Raw genomic sequence first — 25,881 nt, 5'->3', positions numbered from 1 at the left:
CATCACGCCTTCGAGCCGGGTTTCTTCGGCGGCTCCTTGTGGCCGCCGAAGCCTGCGCGCATCGCCGAGAGGATCTTTTCCGCAAAGGTGTGATCCTTGCGCGAACGGAAGCGCGCGTAGAGCGCGGCCGTCAGCACTTCGGCCGGGACGGCTTCGTCGATCGCGGCATTGACGGTCCAGCGGCCTTCGCCGGAATCTTCCACGAAGCCGGAGTAATTATCCAGCGTCTGGTTTTCGGCGAGCGCGGATGACGTCAGGTCGAGCAGCCAGGACGGGATCACGCTGCCGCGCCGCCACACTTCGGCGATGTCGGCAATATCCAGATCGAAGCGATGCTCCGGCGGCAGCGCCTCGATATTGGCGTTCTTCAGAATGTCGAAGCCTTCGGCATAGGCCTGCATCAGGCCGTATTCGATGCCGTTGTGGATCATCTTGACGAAGTGTCCGGCGCCGACCGGGCCGGCATGAATGTAGCCCTGTTCGATGCGTGGATCGCGCTTGTCGCGGCCGGGGGTGAGCGGAATGTCGCCGATCCCCGGCGCCAGCGTCTTGAAGATCGGATCGAGCCGGTCGACGACGGGCTTGTCGCCGCCGATCATCATGCAATAGCCGCGCTCGATGCCCCAGACGCCGCCGCTGGTGCCGACGTCGAGGTAATAGAGGCCTTTTTCCTTCAGCGTCTTGCCGCGGCGGACGTCGTCCTGCCAGAACGTGTTGCCGCCGTCGATGATGACGTCGCCGGGCTGCATCAATTTTGCCAGCGCTTCGATCGTCGCCTCGGTGATCTTGCCGGCCGGCAGCATCACCCAGGCAGTGCGCGGCTTGTCGAGCTTGGCGACGAAATCTTCCAGCGAGGAGGCTCCGCTGGCGCCCTCGGCGGCGAGGCCGGCGACCGCCTTGGCGTCCTTGTCGTAGACCACGGCGGTGTGGCCGTTCTTCATCAGCCGGCGGACGATGTTGCCGCCCATCCGGCCGAGGCCGATCATGCCGAGTTGCATTCGCGTGCTTTCCTAATTGAGAGCTTCGGTGATCGCGGCGTCCAGTGCCGCCAGCGCCGGCCCGATCTCGCCCTTGAGATGGACGCGCAGCGCGCGCCGGCCGCGCTCGGTGAGCACGTCGAAATCGCCGCGCGCTTGCGCCGCCTTGATGATGCCGAAGCTCGCCTTCTGGCCGGGTACCTTCAAATCCCTGGCGTCATCGGCCGTGATCTGCAGGAACACGCCGCTGTCGGGACCGCCCTTGTAGGCCTGGCCGGTCGAATGCAGGAAGCGCGGGCCGAATTCGGCGCAGGTTGCGACGTGGCGCTCGTCGCGCACCGCAAGCCGCATCTTCTGCAAGCTGCCGATCGAGCCGGGGTTGCGCGCGATATAGGCCAGCAATGCGACATAGTCGCCGCTGCCGGAGCGCGACAGGTGAGCCTTGATCCAGGAGCCAAGGCTGCCATTGGCGCCGGCCTTGCGCAGTGCTTCGACATTGGCGTCATCGGTATAGAGATCGGCTTCCGCCGTGCTTACCACCGGCGTCTCGGCGGGCAGCTTGCCGGTCTTTTCAAATGCGCTTGTCAGTTCGCGGGTCTTGATCTTGGCGGCTTCGACGTCGGGCTGGTTGAACGGGTTGATGCCGAGCACGGCGCCTGCAACCGCGGTCGCCATTTCGAAGCGGAAGAACTCCTGGCCGAGATGGTCGATCGACTTCAAGACGATGCGGACCACGGGATGCCCGGCGGTTTCCAGCGCAGCGAGCCGGCCGTCATGCGAGGCATCGTCATCGCCTGCGACGCGAATGTCGATGAAGAAGCGGTCGTTGCCGTAGGTCTCGGGCGTGCCGAGCGCTTCGCCGTCGATCGGGATCAGGCCCTTGCCATCCTTGCCGGTGGATTCCGCAATCAACTGCTCGGCCCAGGCGCCGAAATCGGCGATCTTGCTCGACGACGAGATCGTCACCTTGTCGCGGCCTTCGAGGCCGGCAAGGCCGAGCGCCAGCCCGAGCTGTACGCCGGGGTTTTCCTGCGGCGGCACGTCAGCCCCGCAGGAGCGGACCATGGCGAGCGTATGCGCGATCAGCCTCTTGACGTCGATGCCGGCAGTCGCGGCCGGCACGAGGCCAAACGGCGACAACACGGAATAGCGCCCACCGATGCTGGGGTCGCCATGGAAGATGCGCGCGAATCCCTGCTTGGTGGCGACCTTCTCCAGCGACGAGCCGGGATCGGTGACGGCGATAAAGCGATGCCCGGCCTTCTCTTTGCCGATGGTCTTGGCGATGCGATCGAAGAAATAATCCTTCATCACGTTCGGCTCGGTGGTGCCGCCGGACTTGCTGGAGACGATGAACAGCGTGTGGGCGAGATCGACGGAGGCTTCCATCGCCCGCACCTGCGCAGGATCGGTGGAGTCGAGCACGTGCAGTTTCGGGAAACCTGATTTCCTCGGAAACGTTTCCGCCAGCACTTCGGGACCGAGGCTCGATCCGCCCATGCCGAGCACCACAGCATCCGTGAAATTCTGTCCTTTCACGCGTCGGGAAAAGTCCTCGTAGTCGGCCACGTCTGCGGCGGCCGGGCTGTTCAGCCAGCCCAGCCATTTGTTCTCGTCGTCACCGGTCCAGACCGATTTATCCTTGTGCCAGAGCTTGCGGATTTTGGCGTGCGCGCGCCAGTCCTCGGTGCTCTTCTCGACCGCCTTCTTGATGCCGTCGCCGAGCGCGAAGTGTGCTGCGTCGATACCGCCGCCGAGCGAGGCTGCGCGCTTGTGCGCGACCGCGCCATAAAGCTTGTCGGCGGCGTCGGCGAACTGCTTGACGCCGTCCTTGACCAGTTCGGCCGTGATCGCATCGAGCGAGATGCCCGACTTGTCGAGCTCTTCGAGCACGTGGCGGGCGTCGTCGATATTTTCCTCGAGGCTGTCTCTAACCTTGCCATGGTCGCGGAACGCATCGAGCGTCGCCGGCGGCACGGTGTTGACGGTGTTGGGGCCGATCAATTCCTCGACATAGAGGACGTCGCTGTAGTCCTTGTTCTTGGTGCCGGTGGAGGCCCACAGCAGCCGCTGCGGCTTTGCGCCTTTGGCCGCGAGCTTCTCCCAACGGGAGCCGGCGAACAGGCGCTTGTAATCCTGATAAGCCATCTTGGCGTTCGCAATCGCGACCTTGCCCTTGAGTGCGCTCAGCCGTTCCTTCTCGCCGGGGTCGTTGGCTTTGGCGATCTTCTCGTCGAGCTGCTTGTCGACGGACGAGTCGATACGGCTGACGAAGAACGAAGCGACGCTGGCAACATGGGAGGGATTGCCGCCCTTGGCGACGTACTTCTCGAGGCCGGCGATATAGGCCTCCGCGACCTCGCGATAGACCGCTTGCGAGAACAGCAGCGTGATGTTGATGCTGATGCCTTCGCCGATCAGGTGCTCGATCGCGGGCAGCCCTTCCGGCGTCGCCGGCACCTTCACCATCAGATTCCTGCGCTTGACGTCCTTCCACAGCCGCTTGGCCTCGACGATGGTCCCCTTGGTGTCCATCGCCAGATACGGCGAGACTTCGAGGCTGACGAAACCGTCATCGCCGTTCAATTGATCATAGACCGGGCGCAGCACGTCGGCGGCGTGCTGAATGTCCTCAATGGCGAGCGCCTCGAAGAGATCGGCGACCGGGCGGTCCCCCTTCTTCAATGCGAGGCCGATCGGGCCGTCATACTCGTCCGAACTGCCGATCGCCTTTTCGAAGATGGCGGGGTTCGAGGTCACGCCCTTGACGCCGTCGCTGTCGATCAGCGCCTTGAGGTCACCCTTGGCGACGAAGCCGCGCGCGAGGAAGTCCAGCCAGACGGCCTGACCATGATTTTCGAGTGCTTTGACGGGATTCATGATGCCTGTTCTGTTCGGTCGGTCGACTTTCGGGTTCCCGGCAGCATTTGGGTGCAGCGCGGGAAAGTCAACATTTGGTTGGGCATGTCGCCGGTTGGAAGGGCTCTATCCGGCGTGATAACGCGATAGGCGCCGGATCGATCCCCCGGGGAAGCCGATCCCCGAGCGTCGCCGCAATCCTGCACAATTTTGTGACGGCAGTGCGCCCGCAATCAGGGCCGCAGATAGAGATATCCCTGCGATTGCAGCTCGGCGATCCGGACCACGCCGCCTGTTTCGGCGGTAACGAAGCCCGGCAGCAGGTCCTTTAGTCCGACATTCTGCGATTTCATGGTGTTGCCGCAGGCGGCGAATTCGAGCCCGGCTTTGGAGAACTGGCCGACCCGCTTCGAAACATCCGGGTTGGCCGAAGCCGAATGGAATGCCCGCAAGGCCTGGCCGTGGATGACCAGCGCGATGGTGACGTTGTCGGGGCCGCCGACGCCGTCGAAATGGTTCTGGATGTTGCCGAGGACGAAATTGACCTTGTCGAGGTCGCTGAGGTGATAGACGACTTTCAGTTTGGCCGGTGCCGGCTTTTCTGTCGCGGCGATGGCGCGTGAAGCGGCAAAGGCGGCACTGAGGCCCGATATCGCGCCCCACAGGATATTGCGCCGGTGCATGCTGTGCTCCCTACTTGCGCTTGAGCTCAGCGAGCTCTTTGCGATCGGTCACCAGTTCGGCGCAATCGCGCAGCTCGGTGCGATCGAGCCGGAATTTCTTGTCGTCGGCGCCGGCGCCGAGGTCTTCGGCGGTCTCTTCCGGAGCCGTATTGCGCCGCCAGATGCGAACCCGCTCGAGTTGCACCACGGCGGATTTGTCGTCCTTTGCCAGCGCCACGCCGAGGCCGCCGCCGTCGCAATCGACGCCGCAACCGAAGCGGACTTCCTGGCCGGTGTCCTCGGCAACGACGTGGCCGCAATCGCCGAACGACTCGAAATTGGTGGACCTGTTGCGGTATTTGACGCCGAGACGGAACGAATAGTTGAAGGTGCTGGCGTCGGACGGGATCTCCGCCGTCATCAGCAGCTTCATGGTCGAAACCTTCTGCTTCGGATGCTGCGCCAGGTGGGCGCTGTCGTATTTGCGGACGAAGCAGGCGTAGGACTTTTTGGCAGGCGTCACGCCGAACATCCGGCCGTCGAACGCGTCGGCGGCTGACTTGTCGATACCTTCTTCGTCGCGGCCTGCGGCCTGGGCCGTCGAGGCCGCGGCGATGGAGGCGGCGAGAACGAGAATTGTCGCGAGCGAAGCGAATTTCATGGCTGTACCGGGCATGCAGGACACATCGATACCGTCACGCGCCGGAGGCCGGCGCGACGACAGGCTGGATTGACCGATTAGTCGTGCATGGGGCCGGGGGCGTTCAATCGCCCCCGGAATTCGCCTTAACGCAGGCTGGCGTTGATCTTTTCCAGCGCCGAGGTGCCGGGGCAGAGATCACCGGCATCGAGCGTGTTGAGCGGCCGCTCGACGGTGTCGAGGTGGGCGTGCATGTCTTCCGAGTCCGGATCGACATACAGCAGCCCGGTGACCACCTGGCCCTTGGCCGCGTGTTTCTGCAGGAAGGTCATCGCCGCGAGCCGGTCGTTCGGATCGTAGTCGGCGTCGATCTTGCGCAGCGCCAGCCTTGTGCCGTCATGCTGTTCGACCACCTGCACCGAACCGGGCGCGTAATCGACGGTGATGGGGTCGCGGCCGGTGAGCACGTCGAGGCGGTTCACCGCGTCGTTGTGTTCGCGGACATAGTCAAAGCTCTTGGTCGAGCCGGCGTGGTTGTTGAAGGCGATGCAGGGGCTGATGACGTCGATGAACGACGCGCCCTTGTGGCGGATGGCCGCCGCGATCAGCGGCACCAGCTGGGTCTTGTCGCCGGAGAAGCTACGCGCCACGAAGGTGGCGCCGAGCTGCAGCGCGATCGCCACCAGATCGATGGCGTTGTCGGTGTTCATTACGCCCTTCTTCGACTTCGAGCCGCGGTCGGCGGTCGCCGAAAACTGCCCCTTGGTCAGGCCGTAGACACCGTTGTTCTCGACGATGTAGGTCATGTTGACGGCGCGGCGGATCGAATGCGCGAACTGGCCGAAGCCGATCGAGGCACTGTCGCCGTCGCCGGAGACGCCGAGATAGATCAGGTCGCGGTTGGCGAGGTTGGCGCCGGTCAGCACCGACGGCATCCGGCCGTGCACCGAGTTGAAGCCGTGCGAATTGCCGAGGAAATAGTCCGGCGTCTTCGACGAGCAGCCGATGCCGGAGATTTTTGCCACCCGATGCGGCTCGATCGAGAGTTCGTAGCAGGCCTCGATGATCGAGGCGGTGATCGAGTCGTGGCCGCAGCCGGCGCACAGCGTCGAGACCTTGCCCTCGTAATCCCGGTGGGTGTAGCCGAGATCGTTCTTCGGCAGGCCGGGATGCTGGAATTTTGGCTTGGCAATATAGGTCATGACACGGCCTTGCGGAGAGGGGTCACTTTCAGGTGGTCCTGGTGATCGCCGATCGAATTGGCGATGAAGCGCGCGGTGATCGGCGTGCCGTCATAGTGCAGGATCGGCACCAGCCGCACCGGATCGATGCCGTTCTCGTTGACGATCAACGAGCGAAGCTGGCCGTCGCGGTTCTGCTCGACCACATAGACGAAGTCGTGATCGGCGATGAAGCTCGCGACGCTGGAGTGGAACGGGAAGGCGCGGATCCGCATGCGGTCGAGCTGGTGCCCGCGCGCTTCCAGAAGCCCGATTGCCTCGTCCATCGCCGGCGCGGTCGAGCCGAAATAGATCACGCCGTATTTAGTCGGCTTGGCGGCGTTGGCCTGCAACGGCCGCGGCACCATGTCCTGTGCGGTCTCGAACTTGCGCACCAGCCGCTGCATGTTGTCGGCGTAGACGGCGCCTTCTTCCGAATAGCGCGCGTAACGGTCGCGCGAGGTGCCGCGGGTAAAGAACGAGCCCTTGGTCGGATGCGTACCCGGATAGGTGCGGTAGGGAATGCCGTCGCCGTCGACGTCGAGATAGCGGCCGAAGTCGCGGCCGGGTTCGTCGAGCATCTCGGCGGTCATCACCTTGCCGCGGTCGTATTGCCGTGCGTCGTCCCACTTCAGCGGGCGGCACAGCCGGTGGTTCATGCCGATGTCGAGATCGAGCATCACGAAGATCATGGTCTGCAGCCGTTCGGCAAGGTCGAACGATTGCGCGGCGAATTCAAACGCCTCGGCGGGATCTTCCGGGAACAGCAGGATGTGCTTGGTGTCGCCGTGCGAAGCGTAAGCACAGGCGATGATATCGCATTGCTGGGTCCGCGTCGGCATGCCGGTCGAGGGACCGGCGCGCTGAATGTTCATGATCACGGCCGGAATTTCCGCGAAGTAGGAAAGCCCGATGAATTCCGTCATCAAGGAAATGCCCGGACCGGAGGTGGCGGTGAAGGCCCGCGCGCCGTTCCAGGAGGCGCCGATCACGATGCCGATCGAGGCCAGTTCGTCTTCGCCCTGAACGATCGCGTATTTCGCCTTGCCGGTCTCGGGGTCGTGCCGCAGCTTCTTGCAGTGGCTGGTAAAAGCCTCCGCCACCGACGACGACGGCGTGATCGGATACCAGGCGCAGACGGTAGCGCCGCCGTAGACGGCGCCAAGGGCTGCCGCGCTGTTGCCTTCCATGAAGATGCGGTCGCCGACCTTGTCGGCCTTCTTGACCCGCAGCCCGATCGGGCATTTCAGGTTCTGCAGCGCCCAGTCGCGGCCGAGCGCCAGCGCGTGGACGTTGGAGGACAAGAGCTTTTCCTTGCCCTTGTACTGCTCGCCGAACAGTTGCTCGACCAGCTTCGGATCCATGTCGAGCAGGGCGCAGAGCGCACCGAGGTAGATGATGTTCTTGAACAACTGGCGCTGGCGCGGATCGGTATAGGTCGAGTTGGTGATCGCCGTCAGCGGCACGCCGATCACGGTGATATCCGCGCGGAATTTCGACGTCGGCATCGGCTTGGTCGAATCGTAGAACAGGTAACCGCCGGGCTCGATCGAGGCGACGTCCTTGTCCCAGGTCTGCGGGTTCATCGCCACCATCAGGTCGATGCCGCCGCCGCGGGCGCCGAGATGGCCGGCTTCGGTCACCCGCACCTCGTACCAGGTCGGAAGGCCCTGGATGTTGGAGGGGAAGATGTTGCGTGGGCTAACCGGCACGCCGTGGCGCAGGATCGCGCGCGCGAACAATTCGTTGGCGCTCGCCGAACCCGAACCGTTGACGTTGGCGAAGCGGACGACGAAATCGTTTACGCTGCTGATCGGGCTTTGGACTGACATGATGTTCCCGCGTGAGTCATATCGATGAGGTATTTCTTCATGTCCCAGGCCCCGGTGGGACAACGCTCGGCGCACAGCCCGCAATGCAGGCAGACGTCTTCGTCCTTGACCATGACGCGCCCGGTCTTGAGCCCGTCGGCGACATAGAGCGCCTGGTCGTGGTGCGGCGAGGGCGCCTTCAGCCGCGCCCGCAGGTCCTCTTCCTCGCCGTTATCGGTGAAGGAAATGCAATCCATCGGGCAGATGTCGACGCAGGCGTCGCATTCGATGCAGGCCGGCGCCGAGAACACCGTCTGGATGTCGCAGTTCAGGCAGCGCTGCGCTTCGCCCAGCGCCAGCTTGACGTCATAGCCGAGCTCGACCTCGGTGCGGATGTCTTTCAGCGCGATCACCTTGTCGCGATGCGGCACCTTGTAGCGATGGTCGACCGAGACGTCGTTGTCGTAGCTCCACTCGTGGATGCCCATCTTCTGCGACGAGATATGCACCTCGGGAAGCGGACGCTCCTTGATGTCTTCACCGGACAGCATCTTGTGGATCGACAGCGCGGCGTCATGGCCGTGCGCGACCGCCCATATGATGTTCTTCGGACCGAACGCCGCGTCGCCGCCGAAAAACACTTTTGGATTGGTCGAGGCGAAGGTGGTCTGATCGACCTGCGGCATGTTCCACTTGTCGAACTCGATGCCGCAGTCGCGCTCGATCCAGGGGAAGGCGTTCTCCTGGCCGACCGCGACCAGCACATCGTCGCATTCGATGGTCTCGTCCGGCTCGCCCGAGGGCACCAGGTTGCGACGGCCCTTGGCGTCGAATTCGGCCTTCACCTTCTGGAAGGTGACGCCGGTGAGCTTGCCGTTGTCATGCGTGAAGCCGATCGGCACCATGTAGTTGAGGATCGGAATATCCTCGTGGAGCGCGTCTTCCTTCTCCCACGGCGAGGCCTTCATTTCCTCGAAGCCGGAACGGACGACGACCTTGACCTGTTCGCCGCCGAGGCGGCGCGCGGTGCGGCAGCAGTCCATCGCGGTGTTGCCGCCGCCGAGCACGATGACGCGCTTGCCGATCTTCTCGACATGGCCGAACGATACCGAAGCCAGCCATTCGATGCCGACAAAGATGTTGGCGGCGGCTTCCTGGCGGCCGGGAATCTCGAGCTCGCGGCCGCGCGGCGCGCCGGAGCCGACGAAGATGGCGTCGTAATTTTCAGCCAACAGCTTCTTCAGGCTGTCGATGCGATGGCCACCCTTGAACTCGACACCGAGGTTGAGGACGTAATCGGTTTCCTCGTCGATCACCTGGTCAGGCAGCCGGAATTTCGGAATCTGGCTGCGCATCATGCCGCCGGCCTTGGGATCGGCATCGAACACGGTGCAGTGATAGCCGAGCGGCGCGAGGTCGCGGGCGACGGTGAGCGAGGCGGGACCGCCGCCGACCAGCGCGATGCGCTTGCCGTTCTTCGCCAGCGGCGTCGGCATGCGATGCTTGACGTCGTCCTTGAAGTCGGCGGCGACGCGCTTGAGGCGGCAGATCGCAACCGGCGTTTCCTCGACGCGGCCGCGGCGACATGCCGGTTCGCACGGGCGATCGCAGGTGCGTCCCAGAATTCCGGGAAACACATTCGATTTCCAGTTGATCATATAGGCGTCGCTATAACGCCCCTCTGCGATCAACCGGATGTATTCGGGAACTGGCGTGTGTGCGGGGCAGGCCCATTGGCAATCGACCACTTTGTGAAAGTAGTCCGGCGCCGAGATGTCAGTCGGTTTCATTCCTACCTTATCCGCGCAAAACGATCGACACGCGGCCTTATTTTGCCTGCGAACGCTCAAGTGCGTTCTTGTGGTTTTTGAATTGGATCATAAGCTTATCTTATTAGAGCCATTCCATAGCGTGCACAAAGGCAATTTTGCGCGATCTTCAGCTTTCGATAGCTGCCGCATACGTGAGCGGTAATGATGCAGTGCACATGTTGCGCCGCATCCTGAAATGATCGGAATTAGCGTCCCAAATCGTTCTTCGCGAGATCGAACAGCAGTTTGTAGATGCCGCTGGATACCGTCTGCGATTTGAACGCGGCAAAGCGCGCCGTCGCCGCCGGAACTGCGTTCACGTCGGTGGCATCGATCAGCACGAACCAGTCGCCGGCGCCGGGGGAGGATGCGGACGGATTGTCGGTGAGCGGTTTTGACAGCGCGGGATCGTTCTCCAAGAGGTGCATGGAGATGATCCCGTCGGGTTTTGTGGGGTCGAAGTGCTCCCGCAGCGCCGCGCGCAATTGTTCTTCGCCGCTGGAAGCAGGGCGCAGGCGGATGATGCCGAGCACGGCACCCCGGCCAACGCCGCGGCTGATGGTGATGCGCGCCACGCCGCGGATCATGTCCTTGAAGCGGGCGATGTTGGCCTTCGACCACGCGGTCTGGTTGGCCAGCGCGGTGCGGTAGGCCGGGCTGTCCAGCACCTCAAAAGTTTCGGTGGAATAGAGGCTGAGATATTTCGGATTGCCGTCATGCGCGACATAGCGCCGCGCTTCGAGGAAGCCAGGGATCGCGACGCGCTCTTCGAGATGTTCGCGGTCGTACCAGCGATTGAACTCGGTCTCATCGGCGGCATCGACATTCATCGACGTCAGCAGCATGCCTTTTCCGGCGATCGGCATTTCTAGATTCCCTTATCGCGTAATTCTGGACGCCATGTCCGCGATCGATTTCATCACGGCGTCGCGGACGCCGGGATCGTAGAGCGTGTGGCCGGCGCCTTCGACGACGCGAATTTCGGCCTCGCGCCATACCGCGCCCAGCGCATACGAAGTCGCGGGCGGGCACAGCAGATCGTAGCGACCCTGCACGATGATGCCGGGAATGCCGCCGAGTCTGCCGGCCTCGTTCATCAACTGGTCCGGCAGCATGAAACTGTTGTTGGCGAAATAATGCGCTTCCATGAACGGCGTCGCCGGCAAAGCGCGCGAGGAAACGAGCGCCGGCAGATCGAGCCGGCTGCGCTTGGGCGCATGTTCGGACAGAATGCCCTCGGTCTGTCCCCAGGCCCGGGCCGCGGGGCCGTACACGGCCGGATCGGGATCGAGGATGCGGCGGAAATAGGCCTCGATCGGATGTGCGCGATCTTCCGGCGGCAGCACGCTGATGAAGTCCTCGTAGAGGCCGGGATAGAAGCGCGGCAGCACGTTGAGAAAGCCGTTCTCGATTTCCTGCATGGTGCCGAGGAAGGTGGCGCGCAGCACGATGCCACTGACGCGCTCCGGATGAGCTTGCGCATAGGCCAGCGCCAGGGTCGCGCCCCAGGAGCCGCCGATCACCATCCAGCGTTCGAAACCGAACTTTTCGCGGATCGCTTCCATATCCGCGATCAGATGTTGCAGCGTGTTGGCGTCGCGGCTGTTCTTGGGACGGCTGCGGCCGGCGCCGCGCTGGTCGAACAGCACCGCATGAAAGCGTTCGGGATCGAACAGCCGGCGATGATCGGGCTGGCAGCCGCTGCCGGGCCCGCCATGCAGGTAGATCGCGGGAACGCCGCCGAGCCGGCCGACGCTCTCGACATAGATCTCGTGGCCATCGCTGACGGACAGATGTTCCGAGGTCAGCGGCGCAAATGGATCGGCACGTTGTGCGGATTTTCTGGCGTCGGCGTCAGGCGCCATGCTCGCCTTCCGTCTCCAGCGTGCCGCCGGCGAAATTGCGATAGAGGAAGCGGTTATGGTCGGCGGCGGCCTCGGAGGCGGCGGCTCTGAAGATCTGCTCGTGCATCGGCGACAGCGTGCAGGCCGGATCGGTGTTGCCGGCATCGCCGGTCAGCGCAAAGGCCTGGCAGCGGCAACCGCCGAAATCGATCTCCTTGAATTCGCAGCTCTGGCACGGCTCGGGCATCCAGCCGGTGCCGCGATAGCGGTTGAAGGCCTCGGAATTCTGCCAGATCCAGGCGATCGAATGATTTGATCGTACTGACTCGAATTCCAGCCCGGTGATCGACTCCGCGGCATGGCACGGCAACACCTTGCCGGCGGGCGAAATGTTGAAGAATTGCCGGCCCCAGCCGCCCATGCATTTCTTCGGCCGCAGCGCGTAATAGTCCGGCACCACGTAATCGATCGCGAGAGTGCCCTTCAGCCGCATGGCGGCTTCCTCGACGATCCGGCTGGTTTCCTCGATCTGTTCCAGCGTCGGCATCAGCGCGGCGCGGTTCTTCAAGGCCCAGCCGTAATACTGCACATTGGCCACTTCCAGGCGGTCGGCATCGAGATCGACCGCCATCTGGATGATGTCGGTGAGCTGATGCAGGTTCTGCCGGTGCATGACCGCATTGACCGTCAGCGGCAGTTCGAGTTCGCGCGTCCATTTCGCGGCCTCGATCTTCTTCGCATGCGCGTTCTTCAGGCCGGCGACGCGGTCGGCCACTGTGGGCTCGTTGCCCTGAAAGCTGATCTGCACATGGCACAATCCGGCATCGGCCAGTGCCGAAAGTTTTTCCCTGGTCAGCATCACCGCCGACGTTATCAGGTTGCTGTAGAGCCCGACATCGGTCGCATGCTGCACCAGCTCGACGATATCCTTGCGCGCGGTCGGCTCGCCGCCGGAAAAATGAATCTGCAGCACGCCGATTTCGGCGAGCTCGGTGAGGACCTTCTTCCACTCGTCGGTCGTGAGTTCGGTGCTGCCGCGGTCGAGCTCGACCGGGTTGGAGCAGTAGGGGCACTGCAGCGGGCAGCGGTGCGTCAGTTCGGCCAGCACCGCCAGCGGAATGCCAAAGGTCTCTGCAGTCGAACGCCGCGATTCCAGGATCGCAAGCCCGTCATGGGGCGCGGCCGCTTTGTTGCCGTCGGCGATCAGGTCATTCATGACGTCTTCTCGCGCGCTTCGGTGAGAAAACCCTTGTCGGCGAGGTCCTGCAACATCCCGACGACGTCGGTGGCGATCGCGTCGCGCGGGGCGGCGTATTTCGCAGCGAGCTGGTCGACCATGTCAGCGACGCTGCGGACGCCGTCGCAGAGCTGCAGCACCTCGACCGCGATCTCGTCCGGCGCCAGCACCCGTTCGGGCGCGAGGATCACCCAGACCTGCCGCGTCTCATCGAATTTCAGCCGGGCGTGCCGCGGCAATTTCGGCCGGCTCGCCTCGCTGACGCTGATGTTGCGGCTTGCCATCTGTTGTCATGTCCATTTTGGCACGAACGCGCCGGGCGGAATGTGGCCCTCGACATAGGCATGATACAGCGCGTCGAGCTGAACCCATAGCACATTGGTCTTGAAGATCAGCGCATTGCAGACCGCCTCACGCTCTTTGGGCGTGTTGGCATGCTGCCTGACATAGTCCAGCGCAAAATTGGCGTCGCGCGGGGCCTGGGTCAGGCGGCGGCTGAAATAGCTCATGATATCAGGGTTGACGAAAGTGTAGTGCTGCAGCATGCCGGAAATGCGCTCTTCGTGCAGGTTCGGCGCAAACAGCTCCGTCAGCGAAGAGGCGATCGCCTCGAGCGGCGTCTTGTCGCGGCAAAAGTGCACATAGGCCTCCACCGCGAAACGCGTCGCCGGCAAAATGCCTTCGGTCGATTCCACATAGGCGCTGTCGAGGCCGAGACCTTCGGTGAGCTTGAGCCAGCGATCGATGCCGCCTTCATTGCCGGGATCGCCGTCGTGGTCCTCGATCCGGTGCCGCCATTCGATCCGGGTGGCGCGGTCGCGGAACCGGGAGATCACCATCGCATCCTTGAGCGGGATCGTGCTCTGGTAATAGTAACGGTTCAGCGCCCAGGCCTGAACCTGGCCCTGGTTAAGCTTGCCGCCGTGCAGCAGCCGATGGAACGGATGCAGGTTGTGATAGCGCACAGCCCCGATGTGGCGGAGCATCGCTTCCAGTTCCTCGGCACTGTTGAGTGTAATGCCCTTGCCGATCGACAGCGCGGTCATTCCAGGCGCGGTCATTTCAGGTTTCGCGACGACGTTCACAGCGTGATCTCCATTCCGTCGGCGGGGATGTGCCAGCCCGCTTGTTCTGCGGCCTTGCGCTCGTCCGAGCCGTGCAGCAGGGCCGGGTTCGAATTGTTGATATGCAAAAACATCTTCCGGCCGATGTCGAGGCCGGCGAGGCTTTCGATCGCGCCGTGAGCGCCCGACATCGAGATATGGCCCATGCCCTGTCCCGTCTTGTTGCCCAGTCCCGCCACGATCAACTCGTCGTCCCGCCAAACGGTGCCGTCGAAGAAGACCAGGGCGGCGCCTGATAGCCTCGACTTGAGGTCGTCGGTCACCCGGGCGCAGGCGGCAAGGAAATAGAAGTACTTGCCGCTCGACTTGTCCAGAATCCGCAAGCCCAGCGTGTCGCCCGCGCCGTCGCGGCCGGCCGGATGCGCCTTGCCTTCGAGATACCAGGCGCCCTTGCCGGGAACTTCGAACGGGAGAACCTCGATGCCGGACGGCGAACCGTCGGGCAGGGCGGGTTCGAACGCGCTGTCCACCTCGATTCCCTGGCGGCGGACGTTCTTCTCGTTCAGTACATTAAAGATGCTGTTGGACTTCAGAATCGCAAGCACCCGCTCGTGCGCATAGAGGGTAAAAGGTGAGCCTTCGCGCATCGACAACAGCCCGGTGATCGCATCGATCTCGCCGTTGGTCAGGATGACGCCCGCGATCGGGCTGTGGCGGAGCTGTCCGGCTTTGGGATGAAGCTGCGGCGTCGCGGTCAGTTGCTGGCGCAGGTCGGGCGAGGCGTTGATCAGAAACCAGTGCGCGCCGTCGGCGGTGACGGCGATCGAGGCCTGGGTGCTCTGCAATTCCGGATGTTCGGTTCGCGCGGTCCGGCAGACCGGACATCCGCAATTCCACTGCGGAACGCCGCCACCTGCCGCGGCGCCCAGGACGACGACCCGAAGCATGATCCGTCTCCCGGGGATACCAGGATCTGCCGTTACAGATTCTGGCGTTACAAAACGTGACGCTACGAAGCCTGGTTTAAACGCGACGCGGTGGACACCGGCTCAGGACACAATTCCACGATCGGGAAAATGTCCGGCCCGGAGGTCCACCGGCGTGAGATCGGAAGTGAGCTACCGCTTACTTGCGGGTCGCGCACATATACATGTTGATTTCCATGCCGACCGATACTTCGACGATTTTTGGTGCTTTCCAGGCCATTTGGCGCTCCTTTTGATACCGGACGAACTCCGCCCTCGGAGATAAGGTACTGCGGATCGAAAAGTTCGCCAGTTAAATCTTTTGCGTGAAACCCTGGCGTGTTTATGCTGCACTGCGAAGCAGCCTCACGCAGTTGTGCGCCGTTCCGGCTCAAAACGGCGCGGGATCAAGCATTTCGCGGTTGTTCGCGCCCCCGCGAATGACGATTTTGCCGAGGACGATTTGCGAGACGGGGCGCTGCCGGCTCCGGATAAAGAACTTGTGAGAATGGTGGCCTCCGGTTGCGTGGTTGCCGATGGAGCCAGGTTTGCGCCGATGCCACGCTATTTTTTCAATACCCGTATCGGCGATGAGCTGATTTCCGATCCCGATGGTGAAGTCCTCAAAGACCCCGACCGCGCCTGGGAAATGGCACGTGCCATGATTCGGGAATTGCTGCGGACCGAGGGGGCCGACGGCGCGCTGTTGAACGCCATCATCGAGGTGACCGACGACGAAGGCGAGATCGTGCTGGAGTTTCCGTTCTCGGAAGCGGTGCTGCTCGATAGTCCTGATAGTCCGATCACCAAGCATTAATTCACTGTGACTTGTCATTCCGGGGGGCGTGCGTAGCACGAACCTCAGATGTGCAATTGCACATCGGGGAAGGTCGAGAGTCCCCGGGGTGCAATTGCACCCCTGAGGTCTGGTCCTTCGGACCATCCCGGAGTGACTTGCAAGCCTACATCCTACGCCCCAGTCTATTCCGGCCGCGCAACCTTGCTTTGCGAGCAATGTTTCCGATTGCAAATGTACGGACAAATGTCGGAGACTGCAGTCGGGAAAGCCACCGGCGCCGACATCGGAAATGCCTGCGCGAGGAAAACGGTTTCCGCCAAGGGAGAAACTCATGAAGAGCTATTCGTCGGCATCGCGCAGCCTTTTGCTGGCCGGTGCTTTTTTCGGTGCATTCACACTAAGCGCCGTCGCCCAGCAGCCCGCCGCCGCCCCGGCGGCCGGTGCCGCGCCGGCGGCCGCGCCCGCCCCACTACCGCCGGGCTCGCCGCTGATCGGCCGTCCGGACAATGAAGCCGCCGCCAAGCTCGCGCCGGTGGCGCCGCCGCCGCTCCCGGCCGCGCCGGACAAGCTGCCGACCGCGAAGCTCAAGCTGCCGCCCGGATTCAACATCGAGGTCTATGCCGCCGGCATGGCGAACGCGCGTTCGCTGGCGCTTGGCAGCAAGGGCACAGTGTTTGTCGGCAGCCGCCTCGTCGACAAGGTCTATGGCATCGAGAACAAGGACGGCAAGCGATCGGTCAAGGTGATTGCCTCGGGCCTCTATCGTCCGAACGGCGTCGCGTTCAAGGACGGTACGCTCTACATCGCCGAACTGTCGAAGGTCTCCAAGATCGACAAGGTCGAGGACAATCTGGACAGCCCGCCGAAGCCTGTCGTGATCTACGACAAGCTGCCCAAGGACGAAGCCCATGGCTGGAAGTTCATCGCCATCGGTCCGGACAACAAGCTCTATGTTCCGGTCGGACAGCCCGGCAACGTTGTGCTGCATGACGAGGACCATGGCCAGATCCGCCGCATGAATCTCGATGGCACGGGCGCCGAGGTCTACGTGCGCGGCGTGCGCAACACGGTTGGCTTCGACTGGAATCCCGAGAACAAGCAGATGTACTTCACCGACAACGGCCGCGACTGGCTGTCGGAGACGGTGCCGGAAGACGAACTCAACCGCGTCACCAAGGCCGGTGAACATTTCGGTGCGCCCTACTGTCTGCAGGGCAACATCATCGATCAGGAACTCGGCTGGGGCAAAGACTGCAAGGACTACACCGCGCCGGTCGGACTGTTGGGTCCGCACGTCGCAGCCCTCGGCATGCGGTTCTATACCGGCGACATGTTCCCGAAATCCTACAAGAATGCGATCATCATCGCGCGCCACGGCTCGTGGAATAAATCGAAAAAGCAGGGTGGCGACGTCGTCGTCGTCAAGCTGAACAAGGACGGTACCCTAAAGTCGATGGAGCCGCTCATCACCGGCTTTCTCGAAGACAACAAGTATCTCGGCCGCCCGGTCGACGTGATGCAGCTGAAGGACGGCTCGATCCTGGTCTCCGACGACTGGAACGGCGCCGTCTATCGCGTCACCTACGGCAAGCAGAAAGTGGCCGGACATTAGGTCGTCAAAAGGCCGTCATTGCGAGCGAAGCGAAAAGTGTTGGTCATTCCGGGACGATGCGAAGCATCGAACCCGGAATCTCGAGATTCCGGGTCTGGTGCTAACGCACCATCCCGGAATGACGAAGAGCCGGGAATGCTCAATGCGTAAAACAACTCTGGCTCTGATACTGGCCTCCATCACCTTTTCCGCAAGCGCCGAGACGCTCGAAGAGCGCTTCGTCACGTGCCAGGGCTGTCACGGCGAAAAAGGCCAGTCCGAGATCGAAAACACGCCCTCGCTCGGCGGCCAGCAGGCGCCCTATGCGTTGATCCAGCTCTTCATGTTTCGCGAGAAGCTGCGCACCTTCGAGCCGATGAACGACATGGCGAAGGCGCTGACCGACGACGATCTCCGCAACTTTTCCGATTTCATCGCCAAGATGCCGAACCCTGCGCCTCCCGCCGACGCCGGCGAGCCGGCGCGGATGCAGCGCGGCCAGGCGCTGACGAAGCAATACCTCTGCAACACCTGCCACAACGGCGATTTTTCCGGCAAGGAAAACGTCCCCCGCATCGCCAACCAGCGCGAGGACTACCTCGCCAAGACGCTTGGCGAGTACAAGGACAACAGCCGTCACGGCTATGACGGCTCCATGGCCGATGTCATGGGGTCGGTCACCAAAGAGCAGATCGTCGATCTCGCTTATTATATCGCGCGCGTGCGCTGAAACCTCGCTTTAGCCCCGCGCCTGCGCGGGGCGCGAGGGAGAACGGCCCCCGCTGGCGCTGCCCTGCCGTCGGCGCTACAAGAAGGCCGTCAAACGGGGTTTTACATGCACGATATCTGGCGTCTGTCGGCCACAGATCTGGCCGCCTTGATCAAATCGAAAAAGGTCTCGGCCGCGGAGGCGGCACAGGCCGCACTGGACCGGCTGGATGCCGTCAATCCAAAACTCAACGCCGTCGTCGACCACAGACCGGCGGAAGTCCTGGCGCAGGCTGCTGCCATCGACGCTGCGATCGGGCGGGATGAGGACGTCGGACCGCTCGCGGGGGTTCCCGTCACGGTAAAGGTCAATATCGACCAGCAAGGCTTTGCCACCACCAACGGGCTGAAGCTGCAGCGCGACACCATTGCGAAGAGCAACAGCCCAGTGATCGACAATCTGCGCAAATCGGGTGCGGTCATCCTCGGCCGCACCAACTGCCCGGCCTTTTCCTATCGCTGGTTCACCACCAATCTGGTCCACGGCGACACCAAAAATCCGCGCGATCCCGGCATCACGCCGGGCGGCTCGTCCGGAGGTGCTGCGTCCGCGGTCGCGGCCGGCATCGGGCATATTGCGCATGGCACCGATATCGCCGGATCGATCCGTTATCCGGCTTACGCCTGCGGCGTGCACGGCTTGCGGCCGACGCTCGGCCGTATCCCGGCGTTCAACGCGGCCTTGCCTGAACGCCCGATCGGTCCGCAGATGTGCGCGGTATCCGGCCCGCTTGCGCGCACCATCGGCGATATCAGAATCGCGCTGGCGGCGATGTCGCCCAGGGACGCGCGCGATCCCTGGTGGGTGCCGGCGCCGTTAGAGGGGCCGCCGATGCCGAAGCGCGTTGCGCTGTGCCTCAACCCTGACGGTCTCAATCCCGTTCCGGAAGTGACGGCCGCGGTCGCGGATGCCGCCAGGCGGCTGGAACGCGCGGGATGGACGGTGGAAGAAATATCAAACACGCCACCGCTGCGCGAGGCCGCCGAGATCAATACCAAACTGTGGCTCGGCGACGGCTATGAGGCGCAACTGGAAATGGCCGAGCGCGAGGGCGATCCCGGCGCATTGGCTTGCCTGCGCGGCAACCGATCGAAAGTGTTTCCGTTCGATGGCGCGGCGCTGTCGAAAGCGTTGACGCGGCGCTTGACGTTGATCCGGGAATGGCTGGCGCTGTTCGAGCAATATGCCGTGTTGCTGATGCCGGTGTCCGGCGAACTGCCGTTCCCCGATCAGCTGGACCGCAAGGATGAGGCGTCGTTTGCCCGGGTCTGGCATGCGCAGATGCCGCAAATCGGCATTCCCCTGATGGGCCTGCCCGGGCTAACGGTATCGACCGGGCTGGTGGGACGGATTCCTGTCGGCGTTCAAATCGTCTCCGGCCGCTTTCGCGAGGATCTCTGTCTCGCGGCAGGCGAGGCGATCGAAGCCGGTGGTACGCCGTCGGCGGCGATCGACCCGGCCGGCTAACAGCCGGCCACAACAAAGAGAGCACGATGCCAGGCATTTATGATTTTGCGGCGCAGTCGCTTGCGGGCGAGGACGTTCCGCTCAGGCGATTCGAGGGGCAGGTGCTCCTGATCGTCAATACCGCCAGCGCCTGCGGTTTCACGCCGCAATACAAGGGCCTGCAGGCGCTGCAGGAGGCGCTCGGGCCGCGCGGCTTTTCAGTGCTCGGGTTTCCCTGCAACCAGTTCGGCGCGCAGGAACCGGGCGACGCCAGCCAGATAGGGCAGTTTTGCGAAAGCAAATATGCGGTGACGTTTCCGATGTTCGCCAAGATCGACGTCAACGGCTCCGGCGCGCATCCGCTGTATCAATATCTTCGGGCCGAAAAATCCGGCCTGCTCGGTTCGTCGATCAAATGGAATTTCACCAAATTCCTGGTCGACCGCACTGGCAAGGTGGTGGGGCGCTACGCGCCGACCGCGACGCCCGAGGCAATACGAAAAGACATCGAGGCTCTCCTGTGAACGAAGCGAGCAAAACCATGAGCGACCAATTTCCCGACCGTCTCTCGGTCAATCCAAGTAGCCCCTATTACAACGAAGAGATCCTGGCGCGCGACGTCGGCATTCGCTTCAAGGGCGTCGAAAAGACCAATGTCGAGGAATATTGCATCAGCGAGGGCTGGGTGCGCGTCACTGCTGGCAATGCCAAGGACCGCTTCGGCAACCCGCTGACCATCAAGGTTCACGGTCCGGTCGAGCCGTATTTCCGCGACAAGGCGGCAAGCTGAATGGAGCAAGCGACCTCATAGAGACTCGTCATGCCCGGGCTTGTCCCGGGCATCCACGTCTTGACGGCGTCGCAGCAGGAAGACGTGGATGGCCGGGTCAAGCCCGGCCATGACGGCGAGATAAACCGATTTACTGAAAGCCAACCACCATGTCCGTCCGCATCGTCGATGTCTGCGAAATCACAAAACCGATCTCCTCGCCGATCCGTAACGCCTATATCGACTTCACCAAGATGACGACGAGTCTCGTCGCAGTGGTCACCGACGTCGTGCGCGACGGCAAGCGGGTGGTCGGCTACGGCTTCAATTCCAACGGCCGCTACGGCCAGGGCGGACTGATCCGCGAGCGCTTTGCGCCACGGCTGAAGGAGGCCGATCCCAAATCCTTGCTCGATGCGGATGGCGGCAATCTCGATCCGGACAAGGTCTGGTCGGCCCTGATGTCGAACGAGAAGCCGGGCGGCCATGGCGAGCGCTCGGTTGCGGTCGGCACCATCGACATGGCGGTGTGGGATGCGGTGGCGAAGATCGCCGGCAAGCCGTTGTTTCGTTTGCTGGCCGACCGACACGGCCTCACGGCTAATCCGCGCGTGTTCGTCTATGCGGCCGGCGGCTATTACTATCCGGGCAAGGACCTGTCGGCGCTGCGAGCGGAGATGCGCGGCTATCTCGATCGCGGCTACAATGTCGTCAAGATGAAGATCGGCGGCGCGCCGATCTCAGAAGACGCTGTTCGCATCGAGGCGGTGCTGAAGGAGATCGGCAAGGAAGCGCAGCTTGCCGTCGATGCCAACGGTCGGTTCGACCTCGAGACCGGGATCGCCTACGCCAAAATGCTGCGGGACTATCCGTTGTTCTGGTACGAGGAGGTCGGCGATCCGCTCGACTTTGCGCTGCAGGCGGCGCTGGCGGAATTCTATCCCGGCCCGATGGCAACCGGCGAAAACCTGTTCAGCCATCAGGATGCGCGCAATCTCATCCGTTACGGCGGCATGCGGCCGGACCGGGACTGGCTGCAATTCGACTGCGCGCTGTCCTACGGGCTGTGCGAATATCAGCGCACGCTCGCGGTGCTGAAGACCCATGGCTGGTCGGCGAGCCGCTGCATCCCGCATGGCGGCCACCAGATGTCGCTCAATATCGCGGCCGGCCTCGGGCTCGGCGGCAATGAGAGCTATCCCGACCTGTTCCAGCCGTATGGCGGCTTTCCCGACGGCGTGCGGGTCGAGAACGGCCATATCACCATGCCGGATCTGCCGGGCATCGGCTTCGAGGGCAAATCCGATCTCTACCAGGAGATGAAGGCGCTCGCGGCGTGAGGCAGGGCGACCCGAGCCACGCAGAAAGCCTGGATTGCTTCGTCACGGAGCCTGTCATCGGGCATGCATTCGCGCGACCCGTTGGCTTCTCGCAATGACGAGACCTACGACAGCAGATCAATCCTCGGACAGCAGCCCTCTGTCGATGGCGGCTTGCCGGTTCCTGAAAATCGCCATCGCGGTCTTCATCCGCAGAAAGCCGAATTTGGCGTATAGCGGCTCACGGCCGGCGACCGAATAGAGAATGATCTTCGCGTGGGATTGCGATTGGGCCATCAGCCGTTCGATAATCTGCTTTCCCAGACCGATGCCTTGATGACTGGGCAACCCGGCAATGTCGCACAGGTAGGCGCAATCGCGTCCGTCAGCCAGAACCCGGCCGGCGCCCACAAGCCGGCCTTCTTCACGGGCAAAGCAGCAGAACATGCTGTTGCCGAAAACCACCTGCAGATCGCCGGCGTTCTTGTTTCCAAGTGGTGCTGCCCGATACAGCGCCTCAAGCTCGTGCCAGTCGACATCGGCGCGGCTGTCGCTCCACACAATCGTCATCGCGACCTCGATTGCGCGGTTCAGGACAGCCGCATATCCAATAGCCGTCGACCTTCGGTCTTCAGCAGTTTCTTCACCGCGCTCGAAGCGGCGATCTCGCCCTGGTTGGCATAGGCCTCGTGGTTCTTCTCGATATCGTCGAGGCGATAGAGATAGTTGACCATGATGCCTGCGGATTCGCGCAGGCCCTTCGGCGAGAGATCGCCGAGCCAGTCGATCTTCTCAAGCCGCGCGCCGTTGCCGATATGGAAGCGCGCCACCGAATCGATCACGCGGCCCTTCGACGTCCGCGCTTTCAGGAAATAATGCGCCGCCAGCGGCTCCAGCACGCCACGCAGTTGCGCGGTCAGCTCGGCGTTCTCGTGCCAGTCCGGTTTGTCGAGGTTTTCCAGCAGTGTCCGTTCCTCGTCCGTCACCGGAACGTCCTCGGCCTGCTTCAGCCAGGTCATGAAGCCCGGCACCGGCGACAGCGTGATGAAGGTATCGAGCTTGGGTAATTCGCGGCGCAATTCCTCGACCACCTGCTTGATCAGAAAACTGCCGAACGAAATGCCGCCAAGGCCCTTCTGGGTGTTGGAGATCGAATAGAACACGGCGGTGCGTGCGCGCTCGACCGGCACCAGCGGCCGCTCGGCGGCCAGCAATGGCGCGATCGCGGTCGGGATCGCTTCCGTCAGCGCGACCTCGACGAAGATCAAGGGTTCGTCGGAAAGCTGGGGGTGGAAGAAGGCGTAACAGCGCCGGTCGATCGGATCGATGCGGCGGCGCAGGTCGTTCCAGTCGCGGATTTCGTGCACCGCTTCGTAACGGATGATCTGTTCCAGAATATTCGCCGGCGTCGACCAGTCTATCCTGCGCAGCACGAGGAACCCCCTGTTGAACCAGGACGACAGCAGATGCACGACATCGCGGTCGAGCGCCGCCAGATCCTTGTTGCCCTTCATCAGCGACAGCAGGTCGGCGCGCATGGAGACCAGTTCGCTGGTGCCGCCGGGCGCCCGGTTGAGCCGCCGGATCAGTTCCTGGCGCCGCGGCTCGGACGCAAAGTGCAGATCGCTGGCGTCGTCGTCGCTCGGCTGCGCGCGCCAGCTCTCGATCGCCTGCGACAGCTTTTCGCGATCCGGGCCGAAGTCACGGGCCAGCGCCGCAAAGAACGACTGCCGTCCGGCGGCGTCGAGTTCGTGGTAGCCGTCGAATACGTCGCGGGCGATGGCGATGCCGGAGGCCTCGCCGCGGCCCGACAGCAGCGCCTCACACAGCTCCAGCAGTTCGGAAGCGTCCGGGCGGCCGTTGGAAGAGCCGCCGCGCCGCAGCAGCGTGCGGCCGCGTTCGGAAATCGTCGAGAGAAGATCGGAGAAAAAGGCGTTGGCCATGGGGCGGTCTGATCCGGCGGTTTAGCTGACGATGCTACACGTGATTTGGGGTTCTGCCGACCCGAATCAAGCGCATGGATCGCACGGAAATATGTCATTGCCGACGAAGGTCGAGTTTTAAGGTCTAAAGACGAGGGATCCAGCCTGGCCGGCTCAGCAGGTATTCGACCATTCGCGGAGGAATGCTCAAAGCTTTGGCTATTTCGAGCTCATCCTTCGGCAGTCCGGCAAGGATCGATGCCTCGCTGTTGCTCCGGACTTTGGCAAGCCACTCCGGATCGACCACCACAGCGCGTCCGACGGCAACCAGGTCGGCTCCCAGGTTGATCGCCCCTTCGGCATCGACGCACGTCTTGATCCCGCCGCTTGCCATGACCGCGCTACGACCCGCGATGACGCGGGCAAATGCCGTGATCGGATTCTCTGCCGGAGTAGAGACCTTCTCGACCGGACCACTATAGACCCGGGTCTCTCCCGTTGGTCGGCTCAGCCGGTAGTCATCGAGCGAAACGGAGATGTAGTCGAGATTCAACCTGGCAAGTTCGTCGCAAAGCAGTTTGGCGTCCTCAACCGTGTAACCATCCGCCTCGGCCTCGAATGGCGTCACGCGAAACCCGGCGATCAGCTTTGGACCGAGCGCGTCGCGAACGGCCTGCGCGACAGCGAGAGGGAAGTTCATGCGCTTTGAAAGCGTGCCTCCCCAATTATCAGTGCGATGATTGGCCCGAGGCGAAAAAAACTGATGAACGGCGTAGTGGTTGGCTCCGTGGATCTCGACGCCGTCGAAACCGGCTTTTCGAGCAAGCGAAGCAGCCTCTCGAAAGCTTGCAATCAGGTTTTCCACTTCATCTGATGTCATCGCCCTCGGCGTCTTGGCGCCTGGCCGCAACGATGCAACCGCAGAAGGCGCGCGCAGAACTTGTTCACCAATCAACTCGGGCTTTGCGATGCGGCCACCGTCATAAATCTGCAGGATCGCAAGACCTCCTGCAGCACGCATCGCTTCCGCGAGCCGGTGGAGACTGGACAAATGTCCGTCATGGGCCGCACCTATTCCCTGCCAGGAGCGGCCGCCCTCTTCGACGTAAGCGGCGGAAGAAATGGTAGCTCCAAATCCGCTGGCAGAGCGTCGCCGGACGAATTCGACTTCGTTTTCGGGAGACGTCCCGTCTTCACGGGAAGAATCGGTCGTTAACGGCGCAATGACAAATCGATTTGCGATCTCTCGTCCGCAGTTGAACCGAAGAGGGGTCCAAACAACCATCGATCAAACCTCCGATATTCCCTGAGCCGGGCGGCCTCGTGTGGAAGCGCATTCGCTGCACGCCCAAACTATACCTTGTCCGCGAACTCGGTCGGCGTCTTGCCGGTCACCTGCCGGAAGGCATGGGAAAACGCCGGGACGCTGGCGTAACCGAGGTCGGAGGCGAGCTGCTTGACCGAGAGGTTGACGTCGGTCGAGAGTTTTTCGATCGCGGCGGCGATGCGGGCGCGCTGGCACCAGCTCTTGAAGCTCAGTTGGGTCTCGGCCGCGAACAGCCGAGACAGTGTCCGCGCCGAGGTGCCGACCTCACGCGCCAGCGTCTCGATCTCGTGGTCGCCGGTCAGGTCCGCCAGCACGATGTCGGCGGCGCGGCGGCAGCGCGGCTCGTGCGGCAGCGGGATGAAGGTCGCGGAATCCTCGGCCTGATGTAATTCCAGCATCGCCAGCCGGATGAGGAGGGCGGTACGCTCGGGCGTGGTGTGATCGTCGAACAGCGCCAGGATCGCCTGATGCAGCAGCGGCGATACCCGCACCACGAATTCGGCGTCCAGGCTGGCGCTGCGTTGCTCGCGCTTCAGCCACGCGAGGTCGAAATACAGCGTCCGCATTTCGATATCGGCCAGCACATCGATGGCATGGGCGAGCTGCGCCGGCACCCAGACCGCGCGATCCGGCGGCACCAGCCAGCGGCCTTTCGGGGTGGTCACCTGCATGGTGCCACGGGCGGCATACACCAGTTGGGCTTCGCGGTGCATATGGGTGTCGAGGCGAATGCCTTTTTGGTAGGTGTTGGCGATCATGTGGATGCCGTCGCCGGTCGAGATGCGGCGTCCGAGTATGGCGGCAATTGGCTTTTCGGCGATATTCATTGGCGACATCTCGTCAGGACAA

25 protein-coding genes are annotated in these 25,881 nt (G+C 62.9%); 7 read left to right on the top strand and 18 right to left on the bottom strand.

All coding sequences use genetic code 11. The features are described from left to right. Window positions 1-2: 2 nt before the first annotated feature. From gnd to pqqA, 14 genes are all read right to left on the bottom strand, one after another. Window positions 3-998 (bottom strand): phosphogluconate dehydrogenase (NAD(+)-dependent, decarboxylating), encoded by a 996-nt coding sequence (gene gnd / locus BLS26_RS10555; protein ID WP_092510789.1) that lies wholly within the window; start codon window positions 996-998, stop codon window positions 3-5. 12 nt (window positions 999-1,010) lie between these two features. Next, the gene (locus BLS26_RS10550) at window positions 1,011-3,857 is read right to left on the bottom strand and encodes a bifunctional transaldolase/phosoglucose isomerase (protein ID WP_092510787.1); all 2,847 of its coding nucleotides are present in this window, start codon (window positions 3,855-3,857) and stop codon (window positions 1,011-1,013) included. A gap of 212 nt (window positions 3,858-4,069) precedes the next feature. Continuing rightward, window positions 4,070-4,519, bottom strand: a complete 450-nt coding sequence (locus BLS26_RS10545; protein WP_092510785.1) for a DsrE family protein — start codon at window positions 4,517-4,519, stop codon at window positions 4,070-4,072. A 10-nt stretch (window positions 4,520-4,529) separates the two neighbouring features. Next, the gene (locus BLS26_RS10540) at window positions 4,530-5,159 is read right to left on the bottom strand and encodes a hypothetical protein (protein ID WP_092510783.1); all 630 of its coding nucleotides are present in this window, start codon (window positions 5,157-5,159) and stop codon (window positions 4,530-4,532) included. A gap of 125 nt (window positions 5,160-5,284) precedes the next feature. After that, on the bottom strand, window positions 5,285-6,340 hold the full coding sequence (locus tag BLS26_RS10535; protein ID WP_092510781.1) for a 2-oxoacid:ferredoxin oxidoreductase subunit beta: 1,056 nt from the start codon (window positions 6,338-6,340) through the stop codon (window positions 5,285-5,287). Then, complete coding sequence (locus BLS26_RS10530; protein WP_172804579.1) at window positions 6,337-8,190, bottom strand: 2-oxoacid:acceptor oxidoreductase subunit alpha; 1,854 nt, start codon at window positions 8,188-8,190, stop codon at window positions 6,337-6,339. The genes BLS26_RS10535 and BLS26_RS10530 overlap by 4 nt, the downstream gene beginning before the upstream one ends. Next, entirely contained in the window at window positions 8,160-9,959 is a 1,800-nt protein-coding gene (locus tag BLS26_RS10525; RefSeq protein WP_092517915.1) for an FAD-dependent oxidoreductase, read from the bottom strand. The genes BLS26_RS10530 and BLS26_RS10525 overlap by 31 nt, the downstream gene beginning before the upstream one ends. Before the next feature lie 227 nt (window positions 9,960-10,186). After that, window positions 10,187-10,846, bottom strand: coding sequence for a DUF4286 family protein (locus BLS26_RS10520; RefSeq protein WP_092510777.1), 660 nt, complete (start codon window positions 10,844-10,846; stop codon window positions 10,187-10,189). A 12-nt stretch (window positions 10,847-10,858) separates the two neighbouring features. Next, a complete protein-coding gene (gene pip, locus BLS26_RS10515) occupies window positions 10,859-11,845 on the bottom strand; it encodes a prolyl aminopeptidase (protein ID WP_092510775.1) in 987 nt (328 codons plus the stop codon). Beyond that, window positions 11,835-13,040 (bottom strand): pyrroloquinoline quinone biosynthesis protein PqqE, encoded by a 1,206-nt coding sequence (pqqE, locus tag BLS26_RS10510; RefSeq protein ID WP_092510774.1) that lies wholly within the window; start codon window positions 13,038-13,040, stop codon window positions 11,835-11,837. The genes pip and pqqE overlap by 11 nt, the downstream gene beginning before the upstream one ends. Beyond that, the gene (pqqD, locus tag BLS26_RS10505) at window positions 13,037-13,345 is read right to left on the bottom strand and encodes a pyrroloquinoline quinone biosynthesis peptide chaperone PqqD (RefSeq protein WP_092510772.1); all 309 of its coding nucleotides are present in this window, start codon (window positions 13,343-13,345) and stop codon (window positions 13,037-13,039) included. The genes pqqE and pqqD overlap by 4 nt, the downstream gene beginning before the upstream one ends. 6 nt (window positions 13,346-13,351) lie before the next feature. After that, window positions 13,352-14,107 (bottom strand): pyrroloquinoline-quinone synthase PqqC, encoded by a 756-nt coding sequence (gene pqqC / locus BLS26_RS10500; protein WP_172804787.1) that lies wholly within the window; start codon window positions 14,105-14,107, stop codon window positions 13,352-13,354. 35 nt (window positions 14,108-14,142) lie between these two features. Continuing rightward, window positions 14,143-15,072, bottom strand: a complete 930-nt coding sequence (pqqB, locus tag BLS26_RS10495) for a pyrroloquinoline quinone biosynthesis protein PqqB (protein ID WP_092510770.1) — start codon at window positions 15,070-15,072, stop codon at window positions 14,143-14,145. Between the two features lie 178 nt (window positions 15,073-15,250). Beyond that, entirely contained in the window at window positions 15,251-15,331 is an 81-nt protein-coding gene (gene pqqA / locus BLS26_RS10490) for a pyrroloquinoline quinone precursor peptide PqqA (RefSeq protein ID WP_035635412.1), read from the bottom strand. Between the two features lie 315 nt (window positions 15,332-15,646). Here pqqA and BLS26_RS10485 point away from each other — a divergent pair, with 315 nt between their 5' ends. The 7 genes from BLS26_RS10485 (at window position 15,647) to BLS26_RS10455 (ending at window position 21,804) form a co-directional block, all read left to right on the top strand. Beyond that, window positions 15,647-15,907, top strand: coding sequence for a hypothetical protein (locus tag BLS26_RS10485; protein WP_092517911.1), 261 nt, complete (start codon window positions 15,647-15,649; stop codon window positions 15,905-15,907). Between the two features lie 313 nt (window positions 15,908-16,220). Beyond that, window positions 16,221-17,501, top strand: a complete 1,281-nt coding sequence (locus BLS26_RS10480; RefSeq protein WP_092510768.1) for a sorbosone dehydrogenase family protein — start codon at window positions 16,221-16,223, stop codon at window positions 17,499-17,501. A 142-nt stretch (window positions 17,502-17,643) separates the two neighbouring features. Then, complete coding sequence (locus tag BLS26_RS10475; RefSeq protein ID WP_092510766.1) at window positions 17,644-18,210, top strand: c-type cytochrome; 567 nt, start codon at window positions 17,644-17,646, stop codon at window positions 18,208-18,210. 105 nt (window positions 18,211-18,315) lie between these two features. Further along, complete coding sequence (locus tag BLS26_RS10470; RefSeq protein WP_092510764.1) at window positions 18,316-19,716, top strand: amidase family protein; 1,401 nt, start codon at window positions 18,316-18,318, stop codon at window positions 19,714-19,716. 26 nt (window positions 19,717-19,742) lie between these two features. Further along, a complete protein-coding gene (locus BLS26_RS10465) occupies window positions 19,743-20,219 on the top strand; it encodes a glutathione peroxidase (RefSeq protein ID WP_092510762.1) in 477 nt (158 codons plus the stop codon). 17 nt (window positions 20,220-20,236) lie between these two features. Then, window positions 20,237-20,485 carry a DUF3297 family protein gene (locus BLS26_RS10460; protein ID WP_092517909.1) on the top strand — a complete coding sequence of 83 codons (249 nt, stop codon included), beginning with the start codon at window positions 20,237-20,239 and terminating at the stop codon, window positions 20,483-20,485. A gap of 149 nt (window positions 20,486-20,634) precedes the next feature. Then, on the top strand, window positions 20,635-21,804 hold the full coding sequence (locus tag BLS26_RS10455; protein WP_092510760.1) for a mandelate racemase/muconate lactonizing enzyme family protein: 1,170 nt from the start codon (window positions 20,635-20,637) through the stop codon (window positions 21,802-21,804). 117 nt (window positions 21,805-21,921) lie between these two features. Here BLS26_RS10455 and BLS26_RS10450 read toward each other — a convergent pair whose 3' ends face one another. The 4 genes from BLS26_RS10450 to BLS26_RS10435 form a co-directional block, all read right to left on the bottom strand. Then, a complete protein-coding gene (locus BLS26_RS10450) occupies window positions 21,922-22,353 on the bottom strand; it encodes a GNAT family N-acetyltransferase (protein WP_092510757.1) in 432 nt (143 codons plus the stop codon). Between the two features lie 20 nt (window positions 22,354-22,373). Beyond that, complete coding sequence (locus tag BLS26_RS10445) at window positions 22,374-23,726, bottom strand: malonyl-CoA decarboxylase (RefSeq protein ID WP_092510755.1); 1,353 nt, start codon at window positions 23,724-23,726, stop codon at window positions 22,374-22,376. Window positions 23,727-23,850: 124 nt separating this feature from the next. Further along, window positions 23,851-24,990 carry a flavin oxidoreductase gene (locus tag BLS26_RS10440; protein WP_092510753.1) on the bottom strand — a complete coding sequence of 380 codons (1,140 nt, stop codon included), beginning with the start codon at window positions 24,988-24,990 and terminating at the stop codon, window positions 23,851-23,853. A gap of 68 nt (window positions 24,991-25,058) precedes the next feature. Beyond that, complete coding sequence (locus tag BLS26_RS10435) at window positions 25,059-25,859, bottom strand: helix-turn-helix domain-containing protein (RefSeq protein ID WP_244541905.1); 801 nt, start codon at window positions 25,857-25,859, stop codon at window positions 25,059-25,061. Window positions 25,860-25,881: the final 22 nt, after the last annotated feature.

Origin of the sequence: Afipia sp. GAS231, assembly GCF_900103365.1 — a bacterium.
GTDB lineage: Bacteria > Pseudomonadota > Alphaproteobacteria > Rhizobiales > Xanthobacteraceae > Bradyrhizobium.
The sequence above is the reverse complement of the archived record's forward strand: the minus strand, read 5'-3'. Positions and strand labels throughout refer to the sequence as shown.

Bases quoted from the DNA above. Each gene is read 5' to 3' on its own strand.
- BLS26_RS10535 (WP_092510781.1), bottom strand. From the start codon at position 6,340: ATGACCTATATTGCCAAGCCAAAATTCCAGCATCCCGGCCTGCCGAAG.
- BLS26_RS10435 (WP_244541905.1), bottom strand. From the start codon at position 25,859: ATGAATATCGCCGAAAAGCCAATTGCCGCCATACTCGGACGCCGCATC.
- BLS26_RS10540 (WP_092510783.1), bottom strand. From the start codon at position 5,159: ATGAAATTCGCTTCGCTCGCGACAATTCTCGTTCTCGCCGCCTCCATC.
- pqqC (WP_172804787.1), bottom strand. From the start codon at position 14,107: ATGACCGCGCTGTCGATCGGCAAGGGCATTACACTCAACAGTGCCGAG.
- BLS26_RS10475 (WP_092510766.1), top strand. From the start codon at position 17,644: ATGCGTAAAACAACTCTGGCTCTGATACTGGCCTCCATCACCTTTTCC.
- BLS26_RS10465 (WP_092510762.1), top strand. From the start codon at position 19,743: ATGCCAGGCATTTATGATTTTGCGGCGCAGTCGCTTGCGGGCGAGGAC.
- BLS26_RS10460 (WP_092517909.1), top strand. From the start codon at position 20,237: ATGAGCGACCAATTTCCCGACCGTCTCTCGGTCAATCCAAGTAGCCCC.
- pqqE (WP_092510774.1), bottom strand. From the start codon at position 13,040: ATGAATGACCTGATCGCCGACGGCAACAAAGCGGCCGCGCCCCATGAC.
- BLS26_RS10470 (WP_092510764.1), top strand. From the start codon at position 18,316: ATGCACGATATCTGGCGTCTGTCGGCCACAGATCTGGCCGCCTTGATC.
- BLS26_RS10440 (WP_092510753.1), bottom strand. From the start codon at position 24,990: ATGGTTGTTTGGACCCCTCTTCGGTTCAACTGCGGACGAGAGATCGCA.
- pip (WP_092510775.1), bottom strand. From the start codon at position 11,845: ATGGCGCCTGACGCCGACGCCAGAAAATCCGCACAACGTGCCGATCCA.
- BLS26_RS10530 (WP_172804579.1), bottom strand. From the start codon at position 8,190: ATGTCAGTCCAAAGCCCGATCAGCAGCGTAAACGATTTCGTCGTCCGC.
- BLS26_RS10445 (WP_092510755.1), bottom strand. From the start codon at position 23,726: ATGGCCAACGCCTTTTTCTCCGATCTTCTCTCGACGATTTCCGAACGC.
- BLS26_RS10525 (WP_092517915.1), bottom strand. From the start codon at position 9,959: ATGAAACCGACTGACATCTCGGCGCCGGACTACTTTCACAAAGTGGTC.
- BLS26_RS10550 (WP_092510787.1), bottom strand. From the start codon at position 3,857: ATGAATCCCGTCAAAGCACTCGAAAATCATGGTCAGGCCGTCTGGCTG.
- gnd (WP_092510789.1), bottom strand. From the start codon at position 998: ATGCAACTCGGCATGATCGGCCTCGGCCGGATGGGCGGCAACATCGTC.
- BLS26_RS10485 (WP_092517911.1), top strand. From the start codon at position 15,647: ATGCCACGCTATTTTTTCAATACCCGTATCGGCGATGAGCTGATTTCC.
- BLS26_RS10450 (WP_092510757.1), bottom strand. From the start codon at position 22,353: ATGACGATTGTGTGGAGCGACAGCCGCGCCGATGTCGACTGGCACGAG.
- pqqD (WP_092510772.1), bottom strand. From the start codon at position 13,345: ATGGCAAGCCGCAACATCAGCGTCAGCGAGGCGAGCCGGCCGAAATTG.
- BLS26_RS10520 (WP_092510777.1), bottom strand. From the start codon at position 10,846: ATGCCGATCGCCGGAAAAGGCATGCTGCTGACGTCGATGAATGTCGAT.
- BLS26_RS10480 (WP_092510768.1), top strand. From the start codon at position 16,221: ATGAAGAGCTATTCGTCGGCATCGCGCAGCCTTTTGCTGGCCGGTGCT.
- pqqA (WP_035635412.1), bottom strand. From the start codon at position 15,331: ATGGCCTGGAAAGCACCAAAAATCGTCGAAGTATCGGTCGGCATGGAA.
- BLS26_RS10455 (WP_092510760.1), top strand. From the start codon at position 20,635: ATGTCCGTCCGCATCGTCGATGTCTGCGAAATCACAAAACCGATCTCC.
- BLS26_RS10545 (WP_092510785.1), bottom strand. From the start codon at position 4,519: ATGCACCGGCGCAATATCCTGTGGGGCGCGATATCGGGCCTCAGTGCC.
- pqqB (WP_092510770.1), bottom strand. From the start codon at position 15,072: ATGCTTCGGGTCGTCGTCCTGGGCGCCGCGGCAGGTGGCGGCGTTCCG.